The organism is Stenotrophomonas acidaminiphila (genome assembly GCF_001431595.1).
GTDB classification, from domain to species: domain Bacteria; phylum Pseudomonadota; class Gammaproteobacteria; order Xanthomonadales; family Xanthomonadaceae; genus Stenotrophomonas; species Stenotrophomonas acidaminiphila.
In genome coordinates, this window is sequence record NZ_LDJO01000008.1 from 107,345 (window position 1) to 121,459 (window position 14,115).

Genomic DNA, 14,115 nt, shown 5'->3' on the forward strand with positions numbered 1-14,115 from the left:
AGGAGGGCGCAGTCGCCCTCCCGCCGGATCGATCAGCGCCGGTACGGCGACCTCAGCGGATCACCAGCACCGGCACCTTGCTGCGCGCCAGCACTTCGGCGGTCTGGCTGCCGAGCAGAACCCGGGTCATGCCGCGGCGGCCGTGCGAGGTCATCACCAGCAGGTCGCTGCCGCAGGCATCGGCGGTCTCGATGATGCCGTCGGCCGCATAGCGGTCGAGCACGTGGTGGCCGATCACCTCGGCCACGCCGGCCGCGCGCGCGGCGTCCAGCGACGGCTGCAGGATCTTCTGCGCCGCGGCCTCGCGGTCCTGCTTGTATTCGGGGCTGGCTTCGTAGCCGGCGCTCCAGCCCATGGCGTCGTACATGCCCACCGCCCACGGCTCGGAAACGGTGACGATGTCGACCTTGGCGCCGAGCTGCGCCGCCAGTTCCAGGCCCTTCTGCAGGCCCTTCATGGCCAGTTCGGAACCATCGGTCGCGATCAGGATGCGCTTGTACATGGCGGTGTTCCTTGGCAAGGGTGGCAGGAGAGCATTACACACCCGCGCCCGCCCCGGCGCATTGAGCCTGATCAAACGGCCGGCCGCGGGCGACCGGCGCGCTGCGGCGCCTAGAGCACGTTCAGGTTGGCGTAGGCCATCACCAGCCACTTGCTGCCGGCCTCGGCGAACTCCACCTGCACCCGTGCATGTGCGCCGCTGCCTTCGTAGTCGGTGACCACGCCCTCGCCGAACTTGGGGTGGCTGACGCTGGCACCCAGGCGGATCGCCGGCGCCTCCAGCGCGGCATGGCCGGTCACCCGGCTGCTGCCCAGCGAGGCCGGGCGCGAGACCTGCACCTTGGGCCGCACTTCGTGCAGCAGTTCGCGCGGGATCTCGCGCAGGAAGCGCGACGGCAGGCTGTAGTTGTCCTGGCCGTGGATGCGGCGCGACTCGGCGTAGCCCAGCACCAGCTTCTGCCGGGCGCGGGTGATGCCGACGTAGGCCAGCCGGCGCTCTTCTTCCAGCCGGCCGCTTTCCTCCAGCGAGCGCGCGCCCGGGAACAGCCCTTCCTCCAGCCCGGCCAGGAACACCAGCGGGAACTCCAGGCCCTTGGCCGAATGCAGCGTCATCAGCTGCACGCCGTCCTCACCGACCTGGGCCTGGCCTTCGCCGGCCTCCAGCGAGGCGTAGGACAGGAAGGCCACCAGCTCGCTCATGTCGGCGGCGCCCTCCTCGTCCTGGTCGCGCTGGACGAAGCGCGAGGCCACCGAGACCAGTTCGTCGAGGTTGTCGCTGCGCGATTCGGAGTCGAGCGTGTTGCGGCTCTCCTTGCTCCAATGTTCGCGCAGCGCCGAGCGCACCAGCACGTGGTCGATGCGCTCGGCCAGGGTCATCTGCGCGGTTTCGCCGCCGATCTGCTGGACCAGGTTGAGGAAACCGGCCAGCGCGTTCCTGGCACGTGCGGCGAGGTCGCCGCCCTGGGTAGCGAGCATCGCCGCCTCCCACAACGACAGCGACTGCGCGCGCGCGACGCGCCGCACTTCGTCCAGGGTTCGCTCGCCGATGCCGCGCGCCGGCGTATTCACCGCGCGCTCGAACGCCGCGTCGTCGTTGCGGTTGGTCAGCAGCCGCAGGTAGGCCAGCGCGTCCTTGATCTCGGCGCGCTCGAAGAAGCGCATGCCGCCGTACACGCGGTACGGCACCTGCTCGGACAGCAGCGCCTCTTCGAAGGCCCGCGACTGCGCGTTGCTGCGGTAAAGCACGGCGATGTCGCCGTAGCTGCCGCCGTCGCGCACCCACTGCCGCGCACGCTCGACCAGGTAGCGCGCCTCGTCCATCTCGTTGTAGGCGGCATACAGGTCGATCGGCTCGCCATCGCCGCTGTCGGTCCACAGCTGCTTGCCGATGCGGTCCGGGTTGTGCGCGATGACCGAGTTGGCGGCGTTGAGGATGTTGGCGCTGGAGCGGTAGTTCTGCTCCAGGCGGATGGTCTGCGCGCCCGGGAAATCCTTCAGGAAGCGCTGCACGTTCTCGACCTTGGCGCCGCGCCAGCCGTAGATGGCCTGGTCGTCGTCGCCGACCACGAACACGTGGCCCGAATCGCCGGCCAGCACGCGCACGAAGGCGTACTGGATGGCATTGGTGTCCTGGAACTCATCGACCAGGATCTCGCCGAAGCGCGCGCGGTAGTGGGCCAGCAGGGCCGGGTTGTCGCGCAGCAGTTCGTGCGCGCGCAGCAGCAGTTCGGCGAAATCCACCAGCCCGGCGCGGTCGCAGCGCGCCTGGTACTCGATGTAGGCCTGGCGCATGGTTTCCAGCCAGGCATCGTGCGGCTCGGGCTGGATGTGCTGCGGGCGCCGGCCTTCGTCCTTCTGCGCGTTGATCCACCACGCGATCTGCTTGGCCGGGAACTTGCCGTCGTCCAGTTCCAGCGCCTGCACCACGCGCTTGACCAGCCGCAGCTGGTCGTCCGAATCCATCACCTGGAACGCTTCGGGCAGCCGGGCATCGGCCCAGTGCAGGCGCAGCAGACGATGGGCCAGGCCGTGGAACGTGCCGATCCACATGCCGCGCGCACCGTTGCGCAGCTGCAGGTCGATGCGCTGGCGCATCTCGCCGGCGGCCTTGTTGGTGAAGGTCACCGCGAAGATGCCGTGGGTCGGCACGCCGTGCACTTCGTTGAGCCAGGCGATGCGGTGGGTGAGCACGCGGGTCTTGCCGGAACCGGCGCCGGCAAGGATCAGGTAATGGCCGGGGGCAGCGGAAACGGCCTCGCGCTGGGCCGGGTTCAGCCCATCGAGCAGGTGGGAAACATCCATCGGCGCATTCTACGGGAAAGGCCCCGGCGGCACCGTGCGTTCAGCCCTGTGGCGGCAGCAGCCGGGCGGCCGCCTGCGCCGCCTGCACGCGCAGTTCGGGTATCGCCAGGCTCTCCCACAGGCGACCGATGCGCAGGCTGCCGAGCACCTGTACGCGCGGCTCGGCCACGCCGTCCGCATCGAGCAGGCTGCCGTCCGGCGCGCTGTCGATGCCGATGCCGTGCGGGCCCGGGCGGGCGGTGCCACTGCCCAGCATCTGCTGCAGCAGCGGATTGCGCATGGCCTGCGCGCGCATCTCCACGCCGGTGGCGTTGATCACGCAGTGCGCATCGATCTGGAACGGCTGCCGTCGCCGGTCGAGCGCGCCCAGGCGCACGCAGGCGCCTTCGGCGATGGCGGTTTCCAGGCGGCCGCGGTGCAGGTGCAGGCGGCCCTGCCGCTGCAGCTCCAGCAACTGCGCATGCACCGGCACGGCGATGCGGTGCCGGTGCACGTCCCAGTAGCGCACCACGTGGCGCAGGAAGCGGCGCTGGTCGTCCAGCGACAGCGATTGCCACAACGCCTGGCCCAGCGGCCGGATGCGCTCCATCACGTTCTGCCACGGGATGCCGCGCTGCGCGGCCTCGGCCGCATGCAGGCGCAGCGCGCGCACGCGCTGGCGCAGGCCCATGGCCAGCAACGGCTCGGGATCGTAGTCGGCGGCCGGGCCCTGCGCATGCGGCAGCGGCAGCAGCGCGTGGCGCGAAAGCACGTGCACCTGCCCGCGATGCCCGCAGGCGGCAAGCGACGCCACGCTGTCGGCCATGCTCAGCCCGGAGCCGACGATGGCCACGTCGGCGCTGGCGGCGACGTCCTGCACCGCGTCGTAATCCCAGGCCTCGATGCGTTTGCCGGGCGGCACCGCGCTGGCGCCGCGGGCCGGCAGCGGGCGCAGCGCGTTGCCGGTACACAGCGCCACCGATCCGGCCAGCAGCGCCGGGCCCGCATCCAGCTGCAGCACGATGCCGGCGGCGTGGCGTTCCAGCGCCTGGACCCGCGCCGCGCGCACGTCCAGCAACGCCGGGCTGGCGTCCACCGCCTGCTGCAGGCGCTGCCGCAGGTACGCCGCGTAGTGGTGGCGGGCGACGAAGGCACGCGCCAGCACCTCGCGCTCGACACCGGGGAATGCGTCCTGCGCGAGCAGGTAATCGAGGAAGTCGTCGGGACGGTCGGGGAAACCGCTCATCCGGCCGGCGGGCACGTTGAGCAGGTGCGCGGAGTGGCGCGTGGCGTAGGCCACGCCGCGGCCGAGCGGCAGCTGCGGCTCGACGATCACCACGCGCTGCGCGCGGGTGGCGCCGCGCAGCACGCCGATCGCCACGAGCACACCGGCGGCGCCACCGCCGATGATCGCGATGTCGCAGGCCTGCGTCTGGTCGGAAACTGTCATGCGCCGATTGTAGGCGATGCCGCCACCACTGCCTGATGCCGCCGGCGCATGTGCTGATGGTGGCCCGATGGCCTGCCGACAGCCTGCCCATGGCCCTGAAACACGGAACCCGCCTTGCGGCGGGTCCGGTGTGGAACGGCGATCCAGGCAATCCTTGCGGATTACTTGATCTTGCCTTCCTTGTACATCACGTGCTTGCGGACCACCGGGTCGTACTTCAGGAATTCCATCTTCCCCGGGGTGTTCTTCTTGTTCTTGTCGGTCGTGTAGAAGTGGCCAGTGCCGGCCGAGGAAATCATACGGACCTTATCGCGCTTACCTGCCATGATGGTTTACTCCTCAGACCTTTTCGCCGCGCGCACGCAGCTCAGCCAGAACGGAATCGATGCCGTTCTTGTCGATGGTGCGCAGTGCATGCGCGGAAACACGAAGCTTGACCCAGCGGTTCTCGCTGGCGACCCAGAAACGACGCTCGTGCAGGTTCGGCTGGAAACGACGACGGGTCTTGTTGTTGGCATGCGAGACGTTGTTACCCGTCTGCACCTTCTTGCCGGAAACTTGGCAAACTCGGGACATTGCGCACCTCGGTAATGTCGGTTGTCTCTTCCTTGGCCAGGAAGAGGGCGGCCCCGGCGGTTGCCCGCCACGTGTCATGGGAATCAAGGGGTTACGCTGACGAGGGTGGGCGGATGACACGTTCCCGGCCACCGATCCGGAGGTTTCCGGACACAGCGAGCCGGTAATTATGCCGGGCCAAGGCCCCGAGTGCAAACCACCGGCCGTGGCCGGCCCTAGCGGGGCGCGAAATCCAGGCTCCGGCGCCAGCGCAGCGGCGAGCCGGCCCGGCCCGGATCCGGCGGAAACAGGCTCAGGTAGCCGGCGGCGATGGCACGGTCGCGCAGGCGTTCACCCACGCCTTCGGCCACTTCGACCTCCACATGGGTGACCTTGCCCTGCGGATCGACGTCCATCGCCCAGACCAGCCGGCCCGCCCATTGTTCCGGGGCGATCGAGGCATCGTAGTTCGGGCGCCCGGCGACATAGGGAACGTCGCGCTGCTGGAACAATGGCGAGTCCTCCAACCGTGGATCGACGCGGATCGTCGCCGTGTTGCTGCCACCGTCGCCGAGAACCACATGCGCGGTCCAGTCTCCCGGCCGGCCGCCGCTGCCCAGGTCGGCCCGGTAGCACCGCTTGGCGCCACGGTAGTCGTCATGATGCTGCAGGGACACCCGCTTGCCGTCGGCATCGCGCAGCTCCAGTTGCAGGCCGCCGACATCGCCGGTCGCGGCAGTGGCGGCCACACAGATCTGGTGCTCGTGATCGCCGGTCATGACGAACTGCCGGGTCTGCTGGCGGGCAAGCGCGTCAGCCGGGGTCCTGGACCACAGGAACTCGATGTAGATGCTGTTGTCCTGCGCGGCGGCCGGGCCGCACAGCGACAACAGGAAGGGCACGACAAGACGGCGCGCTCGCATGGGTCCGCTCCCTGGAGGTACCGCAGGACTCTAGCCAGCCCGGCAGGTGCAGATCAAATCAGGACGCGCGCGCCTGCGCGCCACGCAGCTCGCGCCAGGCCGTGCGCGCCACCTTCCAGGCCGAGCGCAGGAACAGCAGCAACAAGGCCACCGCGATCAGCAGGTCCGGCCAGCCGGCACCGAACGCCCACACCGCCAGCGCGGCCAGGATCACCGCGCCGCCTTCGTAGACATCGTTCAACGAACACGCCCAGGCCGATGCCAGGTTGATGTCGCCCTGACGATAGGGCCACAACAGGCGCAGGCACAGCAGGTTGGCGGCAAGGTTCAGCAGCGCGGCGATGCCCATGCTCTCGAACAACGGCAGCTGCGGATGGGCCAGCTTCCAGCCGATGCCCACGGCCACCGCGATGGCCGCGCACAGGATGAAGGCCGCCTTGAGCAGCGCAACTCTCGCCTTGGCGGCAAGGCCGGCACCGACCACCGCCAGGCTCAGCGCGTAGGTCAGCGCGTCGCCGAAGTTGTCCAGGCTGCCGGACAGCAGCGAAGCCGAACCGCTGTGCCAGGCCGCGGCCATCATCATCACGAAGGTCAGCAGGTTGATCGCCAGCACCCACACCAGCACCCGCCGCTGGCGGGCCTGCATGCGCCCGACCTCCAGGGTTCGGCCACAGCCGCAACAGTCGCTCATTCCGGTTCCAGACCCGATGTCCGGGCCAATTTTCCCACCGGCGGGCACGGATTGCAGCGCCGCGTCCCCGGCCCACGCCGAAGGCGTGGACCGGGGGCGGATTCACGACTCGCGGCGATGCAGCCAGCGGTACAGCACCGGCAACACCAGCAGCGTCAACAGGGTCGAGGACACGATGCCACCGATCACCACCGTGGCCAGCGGCCGCTGCACTTCCGAACCGGCGCCGACGTTGAAGGCCATCGGCACGAAGCCCAGTGACGCCACAAGAGCGGTCATCAGCACCGGCCGCAGGCGGCCCAGCGCGCCTTCGCGCACCGCCTCCAGCAGCGGCCGCCCCTGCTCGCGCAGGCTGCGCACGAAGCTGATCATCACCAGCCCGTTGAGCACCGCCACGCCGGACAACGCGATGAAGCCCACGCCGGCCGAGATCGACAACGGAATGCCGCGCAGGGCCAGCGCCAGCACGCCGCCGGTCAGCGCCAGCGGCACCCCGCTGAACACGATGGCCGCATCCTTGCCCGAGCCGAACGCCCAGAACAGCATCGCGAAGATCAGGGTCAGCGTCACCGGCACCACCACCGCCAGCCGCTGGCTGGCCGAGATCATCTGCTCGAAGCTGCCGCCGTAGTCGATCCAGTAGCCGGCCGGCAGCTGCACCCGGCTGTTGATGGCCTGCTGCAGTTCGCTGACAAAGCTGCCCAAGTCGCGGTCGCGCACGTTGGCGGTGACCACGATGCGACGCTTGCCGTTGTAGCGGTTGATCTGGTTGGGACCTTCGCTGGCTTCGATGCTCGCCAGTTCGCGCAGCGGCACCGTGCGCGGGTTGCCGGTGAACACGCCGGCGGCGACGCCGCGGCTCAGTTCATCGGCATTGCCGCTGGCCAGCGCGGTTTCCAGCGACACCGGCAGGTCCGCCAGGGCCGCTGGATCCTGCCGCAGTTCCTCAGGCAGGCGCACCACGATGTTGAAGCGGCGGTCCCCCTCGAACAACTGCCCAGCCACCTGCCCACCCACCGCGGTGGCCACCGTGGACTGCACCTGACCCGGGTTCAGGCCATAACCGGCGAGTTTCTGCCGGTCCGGGGTAACGGTGAGCAGCGGCAGGCCGCTGGTCTGCTCCAGCCGCACGTCGGCGGCACCGGGCACGCCCGCGGCCACCTTCTCGATGCGGCGCCCGACTTCCGTCAGCGTGTCCAGGTCGTCGCCGTAGAGCATCACCGCCACGTCGGCGCGCACGCCGGAGATCAGCTCGTTCATGCGCATCTGGATGGGCTGGGTGAACTCGTAGTTGTTGCCCGGCATTTCCTCCACCGCCCGCTCCAGCTCGGCCACCAGCTCGGCACGCGGCTTGCGTGGGTCAGGCCACTGGCTGCGCGGCTTCATCATGATGAAGGTGTCGGCCACCGACGGCGGCATCGGGTCCGACGCGACTTCCGCCGTGCCGACCCGGGAGAACACCTTGGTCACCTCCGGGAACTGCAGCAGGCGCAGCTCGATCTGCCGCTGCATCTGCAGCGACTGGGTCAGGCTGGTGCCGGGGATGCGCATGGCCTGCATCGCCACGTCGCCCTCGTCCAGGTTGGGCACGAACTCGCTGCCCAGCCTGGTTGCCAGCAGGCCGCAACCGATCACCAGCGCCAGCGCGCCGGCCACCATCCAGCTGCCGCGGCGCATGGCCAGGTCGAGCAGCGGCTGGTAGCGCCGGCGCAGCCACGCCATCAGCCGGTTCTCCTTCTCCTGCACGCGGCCGCCCAGGAACAGCGCGATTGCCGCCGGCACGAAGGTCAGGCACAACAGCATCGCCCCGCTCAGCGCCAGCACCACGGTGATCGCCATCGGGTGGAACATTTTTCCTTCCACCCCGGTGAGGGCGAAGATCGGCAGGTACACGGCGGTGATGATGCCCAGGCCGAACAGGCTGGGACGGATCACCTCGGCGGTGGCGGCGGCGGTCTCGGCGAAGCGCTCGGCGTGCGTCATCGCCCGGCCCAGCGCATGCGTGCGCTCGCCGAAGCGGCGCAGGCAGTTCTCGATGATGATCACCGCGCCGTCCACGATCAGGCCGAAGTCCAGCGCGCCCAGGCTCATCAGGTTGGCCGACACGCCGCCGCGCGCCATGCCGGTGAGGGTGAACAGCATCGCCAGCGGGATCACCGCGGCGGTGATCAGCGCCGCGCGGAAGTTGCCCAGCAGCAGGAACAGCACCACGATCACCAGCAGCGCGCCTTCCAGCAGATTGCGGGCCACGGTCTCGACGGTGCGCTCCACCAGCGCGGTACGGTCATAGCTGGCGGTGACGGTCACGCCTTCGGGCAGGCTGCGCTGCGCCTGTTCCAGCCGTTCCGCCGCGGCCTGGGCCACGTCGCGGCTGTTGGCGCCGATCAGCATCACCACCGTGCCCATCACCACTTCGTGGCCGTTCTGGGTGGCCGCGCCGCTGCGCAGCTCCGGGCCTTCGGCGACGTTGGCCACGTCGTGCACGTGGATCGGCACGCCCTCGCGGCGGTCCAGCACGATGTTGCCGATCTGCTCCAGGTCGGCGACCTGGCCGGGGATGCGCACCAGGAACTGCTGGCCGTTGCGCTCGATGTAGCCGGCGCCCACGTTCTGGTTGTTGGCCTCGACCGCGGCGGCGACGTCCTCCAGGGTGAAGCCCAGCGCACGCAGCTTTGCCGGGTCCGGGGTGATGTGCACCTGGCGCTGGAACCCGCCGATGGTGTTGACCTCGGTAACGCCGGGGACGTTGCGCAGCTGCGGCCGGATCACCCAGTCCTGCAGGGTGCGCAGATCGGTGGCGGTGTAGGGGGTGCCATCGGGCTTGCGCGCCTCGGGGTCGGCGTCGATGGTGTACATGAAGATCTCGCCCAGCCCGGTGGCGATCGGCCCGAGTTGCGGGTCGAGGCCGTCCGGTATCTGCGAGCGCGCCTGCTGCAGGCGTTCGGCCACCTGCTGGCGGGCGAAGTAGATGTCGGTGCCGTCCTCGAACACCACCGTCACCTGCGACAGCCCGTAGCGCGACAGCGAGCGCATGTAATCCATCTTCGGCAGCCCGGCCAGCACCATCTCCACCGGGAAGGTGATGCGCTGTTCGGTCTCCAGCGGCGAGTACCCAGGCGCGGCGGTATTGACCTGCACCTGCACGTTGGTGATGTCGGGGGTGGCGTCGATCGGCAGGCGCGTGAAGCTCCAGACGCCAATCAGCACCAGCGCACCGGTCAGCAGCAACATCAGCCAGCGATGGGCGATGGCCGTGGCGACGATGCGTTCGAGCAGGCCTGCGCGCGGCGTGGCATCAGTGTTCATGGCCTGCCCCCGCCTTGCCGATGTCGGCCTTCACCGTGTAGCTCTGCTCCACGACCACGTCCTCGCCGGCCTGCAGGCCGGCGCTGACCGCCACCTGGCGGGCGTCGCGCGCGCCGAGCGTGACCGGCCGCGCCTGGTAGGTATCGCCCTTGCGCACGAACACCACGTCGCGTCCGTCCATGGTCTGCAGCGCGGTCAACGGCACCACGATGGCCGCCGGCGCACTCGCCACCACGATGCGCGCACGCACCGCCGCGCCCGGCCGCCACAGGCCGTCGCTGTTGTCCACGGTGGCGCGCGCCACCGTGCTCTGGCTGGCGGTGGCGGTGCCCGGCAGCACCCGCTCGAGGCGGGTGGTCTGGCTGGCGCCGTCGGCCATGCGGGTGACGGTCACCGGCACGCCGGCGGTGATGTGCTGGGTATCGGCACCGAAGATATGCAGGTCCACCCACAGCTGCGACAGGTCGCCGATCTCGAACAGCGGCTGGCCTTCGGCGGCGATGCCGCCCACCCGGGCCTGGCGCGACAGCACCACGCCGGAGATCGGTGCGCTGACGCCGTAGGTGGTCAGGCTCAGGTTGCTGTCGATGCTGGCCAGCGGCTGGCCGGCACGCACGCGGTCGCCGACGTTGGCCAGCAGCGCGCGGATCGGGCCGGGGAAGCGCGCGGTGACCTGCGCGGTACGGCCGTCGATCGGCGTCAGCAGGCCCTGTACCTCGTGCTCGTCGACGATGGTGCCCGCGCCGGCGACGGCACTGACGATGCCTGCCGCCTTGGCGCGCTCGGCGGGAATGGTGGTCTGCTCGGGGCCGCCGTCCGCGTCGGCGTGGCCGTCGTCATCGGCATGCCCGGGTTCTTCCTGCGCGGCAGCGTCCGCTGCCTCGGCGGGAGCGGCGGGTTTGTCGCCGCAGCCGGCAAGCGCGGCAGCCAGTACGGCCAGCGCGGCCAGGCGGAACAGGGGGGAGAGATGCGGGGAAGCCTTCATGGCGTGTTTCCTTCGGAAGCGGTTGCGACCAGGGGCTGCCCGGTCAGGCGCTGGATTTCGATCAGGGCGGTCTGCGCGGCGAGCGCGGCATCGAGCTGGCGCTGGCGCGCCTCGATGCGCATGGCCTGCAGCTGGCCCCACTCCATGTAGCTGATGGCACCGGCGCGCCAGGCGGTCTCGGCGGCCTTCTCGGCGCGTTGCAGCTGCGGCAGCACGTCGCTGCCCATGCGCGCCACTTCCAGTCGCGCGGTGCCGTAACGGCCGTGGGCCTCGGCCAGCGTCGAGTACAGCTGCAGCGCGCGTGATTCGCGCTGCACCGCGCTCATCGCCAGCTCGGTCTCGGCGGCGCGGATCTCCGGCCCGGCGCGACGGGCGGTGCCCAGCGGCATGCTGAAGCCACCGACCAGTCCGTTGTCGCCGCTGGCGCGGCTGTTGCGCACGCCCATTTGCCAGGACAGGTTTCCGCGCAGTTCGCTGCGCGCCAGTTGCAGCTGTGCCTCGCGCACGCGCGCCTCACCGGCGATGACCGCCAGTTCCGGCGTATCGGACAGCAGCGTCGCCAGTTGCTGGAAATCCTCCAGCGCCGGCAGTTGCAGCGGCTCGCCGCTGACTTCGGTGAAGTCGGCTTCGCGCGCGTTCCACAACGCCGCCAGGGCCATGCGCGCGGCGCGCTCGGCCTGCTCGGCGCGGTCGCGGTCGAGTTCGGCCTGGGCCAATGCGGCCTGCGCGGTCATCAGCGTCGATGCGGGCGACGCACCGGCCAGCATGCGCACCCGCGCGGCGGCGACCGCACGACGACGCTGCTCGATGTCGTCCATCGCGATCCGGCGCTGGCCGCGCGCAGCGGTGACGGCCAGGTAGCGGCGCGCCACCTCGGCCATCAGGTCCAGGCGGGTGACCTCGCGCTGCGGGGCGATCGCGTCGATGTTGGCCTGGGCCAGCGCGCGGCGGGCATCGAGCTTGCCGCCGCGCTCGAGCACGCCGGCCAGCGAAACGGTGACTTCGCTGGCATCAAAGCCGCGGTTGACGCCGGTGCCGAGGGCGTTTTCGACATCGACGCCGAACACCAGCGGTGGCTTGAAGCCGGCGCCCTCGTAACGGGCCTCGGCGGCGGCACGCTGCAGGACGGGCAGACGCAGGTCGGGATGGGTACGGGCGACGCGGCTGACCGCCTCGTCCAGGGTCAAGGGTGCAGGCGGCGACGACACCTGCGCGAAGGCGCACGGTGCGATCGCCAGGGCCGCAAGCGCGGCCAGGCGTTTCCACATGGGGGAATCTCCGGATTTCGGCAAAGGATCGGGACGTCCGCGCGGCGGACGCGGGATCAGGCCGTAATCGGAGGACGCAGCAGGCTTTCCAGTGGCGCCGGGCGCCAGCGGGTGTCGTGCGGGGTGGCGGCGGTGGCGGCCGGCGGCATCGCCACGTCCCAGGTCACGGCAGCGAACGGCAGCACGCCGCCGTGGCCGTGGCAGTGGCCGCAACGCACCAGCGCGTGCAGCAGGCGGGCGCCGCCATCGGATTCGTCATGCCCGGTGTCCGCTTCCAGTACCGGGTCGTGCGCGGCGGCCGGGTGATCGGCATGGGTCATCGCATGCAGCTCGCCCAGCGCCGACGCCAGTGCGCCGCCGGCGGTGCCAAACGCGATCACCGCCAGCACCAGCAGGCGGAGCAGCAGCGACGGCGGACGGCGGCGCAGGAACGCGATCATGCGCGGCAGGGTAGCCGCGACATGCCGCGTTACACAATCTCGTCGCGCCGGTGCGTCCGCCCGGCTGGCCGGCTCAGGCCTTCTTGCGCTCCTCGATATAGGCCTTGATCTGCCGCTCCAGCACCGGCAGCGGCACCGATCCCTGCCTGAGGATGGCATCGTGGAAGGACTTGACGTCGAACTTGTCGCCCAGCTCCTTCTCGGCCTGCGCGCGCAGCTTGACGATGGTGATCTCGCCCAGCTTGTAGCTCAGCGCCTGCGCCGGCCAGGAGATGTAGCGGTCGACTTCGGTGGTCACCTCGTGCTCGCTCAGCGCGGTGTGGTCACGCAGGTAGGCGATGGCGCGTTCGCGGCTCCAGCCGTAGTGGTGCACGCCGGTGTCGATGACCAGCCGGCAGGCGCGCCACATCTCGTAGGTCAGCCGCCCGAAATCCTCGTACGGGGTTTCGTAGATGCCCATCTCGATGCCGAGCTTCTCGCTGTACAGGCCCCAGCCCTCGCCGTAGGCGGAGATGTAGGCGCCGCGGCGGAAGTCCGGCTGCTCGCCCTGCTCGGCCGCCAGCGCGCCCTGCAGCGCATGGCCCGGGTCGGATTCATGCAGGGTCAGCGCCGGCAGGTTGTACAGCGGGCGCGCCGGCAGGTTGTAGGTGTTGACCCAGTAGGTGCCCATGCCGCCGCGGCCGGCGGTCCAGAAAGGGGCGATGTCCGGCGGCACCGGCACGATGGTGAAGCGCGCCCGCGGCAGGGTCATGAACTTGCCGATCACGCCATCCACGCGCTTGGAGATCCAGGCCGCGCGCCACAGCAGTTCTTCCGGGGTCTTCGCGTAGAACTGCGGGTCGGTGCGCAGGAATTCGAGGAAGTCGGCGAAGCGGGTCTGCTCGCTGCTGCCCTTGAACCCCACCTTGTCGATGATCGCGTTCATCTCCTGCTGGATGCGGTTGACCTCGCTCAGGCCCAGCGCGTGGATCTGCTGCGGGCTCATGTCCAGGGTGGTGTACTCGCGGATCTGCTGGCGGTAGAACGCCTTGCCGCCGGGCATCTTTTCCGCGGCCAGGGTGGTGCGCGCCTGCGGCACGTATTCATCGCGGAAGAACGCCAGCAGCTTGCCGAACGCCGGGATCACGCTGCCGCCGATCGCCTGCTGCGCCTCCTCGCGCAGCTTCTGCTGCTCATCGGCCGGGATGCTGGCCGGCAGCTTCCGGAACGGCGCATACAGCGGCGATTCGCTGGGGTCCTTCAGCCCGGCCACGGTCGAGATCGAGACATCGCGGCCGTCGAGCACCGCGCGCGGCACGCTGAAGCCGCGCTCCAGCCCGGCGCGCATGTTGGCGGTCTGCTGGTCGAAGTAGCGCGGCACGTCGTTCAGCCGCGCGATGTAATTGCGGTAGTCCTGCGCGGTCTTCATCTCGCGCCGGGCCATGAAGCCCAGGTTCGACCAGAACGAGGAATCCGAATTGAACGGCATCTCGTAGGCGCGCAGGCGCACCGCGTCGGCCAGGCTCTCCACCTGGTACTTGTAGATGGCGTAGTTGACCTGGTTCTCGGCCGAGAGCGTGGCCGGGTCGATCGTCTTGAGCTGCTGCAGCACCTCGTCCCATACCTTCAGGCGCGCGGCCTGCGCCTCCGGGCCGACGTCCGGCAGGCGGGTGGCGTTGGCCGGGGCGTCCTCGTCCTCGCTGGCCTCGCCGCCACCGGCCTGGCGCCAGGCCCATT

The 14,115-nt window shown here is 70.0% G+C and carries 12 protein-coding genes; all 12 read right to left on the minus strand.

All coding sequences use genetic code 11. The features are described from left to right. Positions 1–52: 52 nt before the first annotated feature. A complete protein-coding gene (locus ABB33_RS02180) occupies positions 53–502 on the minus strand; it encodes a universal stress protein (RefSeq protein WP_054668342.1) in 450 nt (149 codons plus the stop codon). Between the two features lie 110 nt (positions 503–612). Then, positions 613–2,802: a DNA helicase II gene (gene uvrD / locus ABB33_RS02185; RefSeq protein ID WP_056930979.1), complete on the minus strand. Its 2,190-nt coding sequence runs from the start codon at positions 2,800–2,802 to the stop codon at positions 613–615. A gap of 40 nt (positions 2,803–2,842) precedes the next feature. Continuing rightward, a complete protein-coding gene (locus tag ABB33_RS02190) occupies positions 2,843–4,231 on the minus strand; it encodes an FAD/NAD(P)-binding protein (protein ID WP_056930980.1) in 1,389 nt (462 codons plus the stop codon). A 161-nt stretch (positions 4,232–4,392) separates the two neighbouring features. Next, positions 4,393–4,560: a 50S ribosomal protein L33 gene (gene rpmG / locus ABB33_RS02195; protein WP_172675037.1), complete on the minus strand. Its 168-nt coding sequence runs from the start codon at positions 4,558–4,560 to the stop codon at positions 4,393–4,395. Positions 4,561–4,570: 10 nt separating this feature from the next. Further along, positions 4,571–4,807: a 50S ribosomal protein L28 gene (rpmB, locus tag ABB33_RS02200; RefSeq protein ID WP_054668347.1), complete on the minus strand. Its 237-nt coding sequence runs from the start codon at positions 4,805–4,807 to the stop codon at positions 4,571–4,573. Positions 4,808–5,022: 215 nt separating this feature from the next. Continuing rightward, on the minus strand, positions 5,023–5,709 hold the full coding sequence (locus ABB33_RS19015) for a hypothetical protein (RefSeq protein ID WP_056930981.1): 687 nt from the start codon (positions 5,707–5,709) through the stop codon (positions 5,023–5,025). Between the two features lie 58 nt (positions 5,710–5,767). Beyond that, entirely contained in the window at positions 5,768–6,400 is a 633-nt protein-coding gene (locus ABB33_RS02210; protein WP_056930982.1) for a cation efflux transmembrane domain-containing protein, read from the minus strand. 102 nt (positions 6,401–6,502) lie between these two features. After that, the gene (locus ABB33_RS02215) at positions 6,503–9,706 is read right to left on the minus strand and encodes an efflux RND transporter permease subunit (RefSeq protein WP_152984926.1); all 3,204 of its coding nucleotides are present in this window, start codon (positions 9,704–9,706) and stop codon (positions 6,503–6,505) included. Further along, a complete protein-coding gene (locus ABB33_RS02220) occupies positions 9,696–10,691 on the minus strand; it encodes an efflux RND transporter periplasmic adaptor subunit (RefSeq protein WP_056930983.1) in 996 nt (331 codons plus the stop codon). The genes ABB33_RS02215 and ABB33_RS02220 overlap by 11 nt, the downstream gene beginning before the upstream one ends. Further along, positions 10,688–11,959 (minus strand): TolC family protein, encoded by a 1,272-nt coding sequence (locus ABB33_RS02225; RefSeq protein WP_056930984.1) that lies wholly within the window; start codon positions 11,957–11,959, stop codon positions 10,688–10,690. The genes ABB33_RS02220 and ABB33_RS02225 overlap by 4 nt, the downstream gene beginning before the upstream one ends. Positions 11,960–12,015: 56 nt before the next feature. Continuing rightward, the gene (locus tag ABB33_RS02230) at positions 12,016–12,399 is read right to left on the minus strand and encodes a hypothetical protein (RefSeq protein WP_056930985.1); all 384 of its coding nucleotides are present in this window, start codon (positions 12,397–12,399) and stop codon (positions 12,016–12,018) included. 73 nt (positions 12,400–12,472) lie between these two features. Next, positions 12,473–14,115: DUF885 domain-containing protein (locus ABB33_RS02235; protein WP_056930986.1), on the minus strand; the 1,643-nt coding region annotated here is incomplete at its 5' end.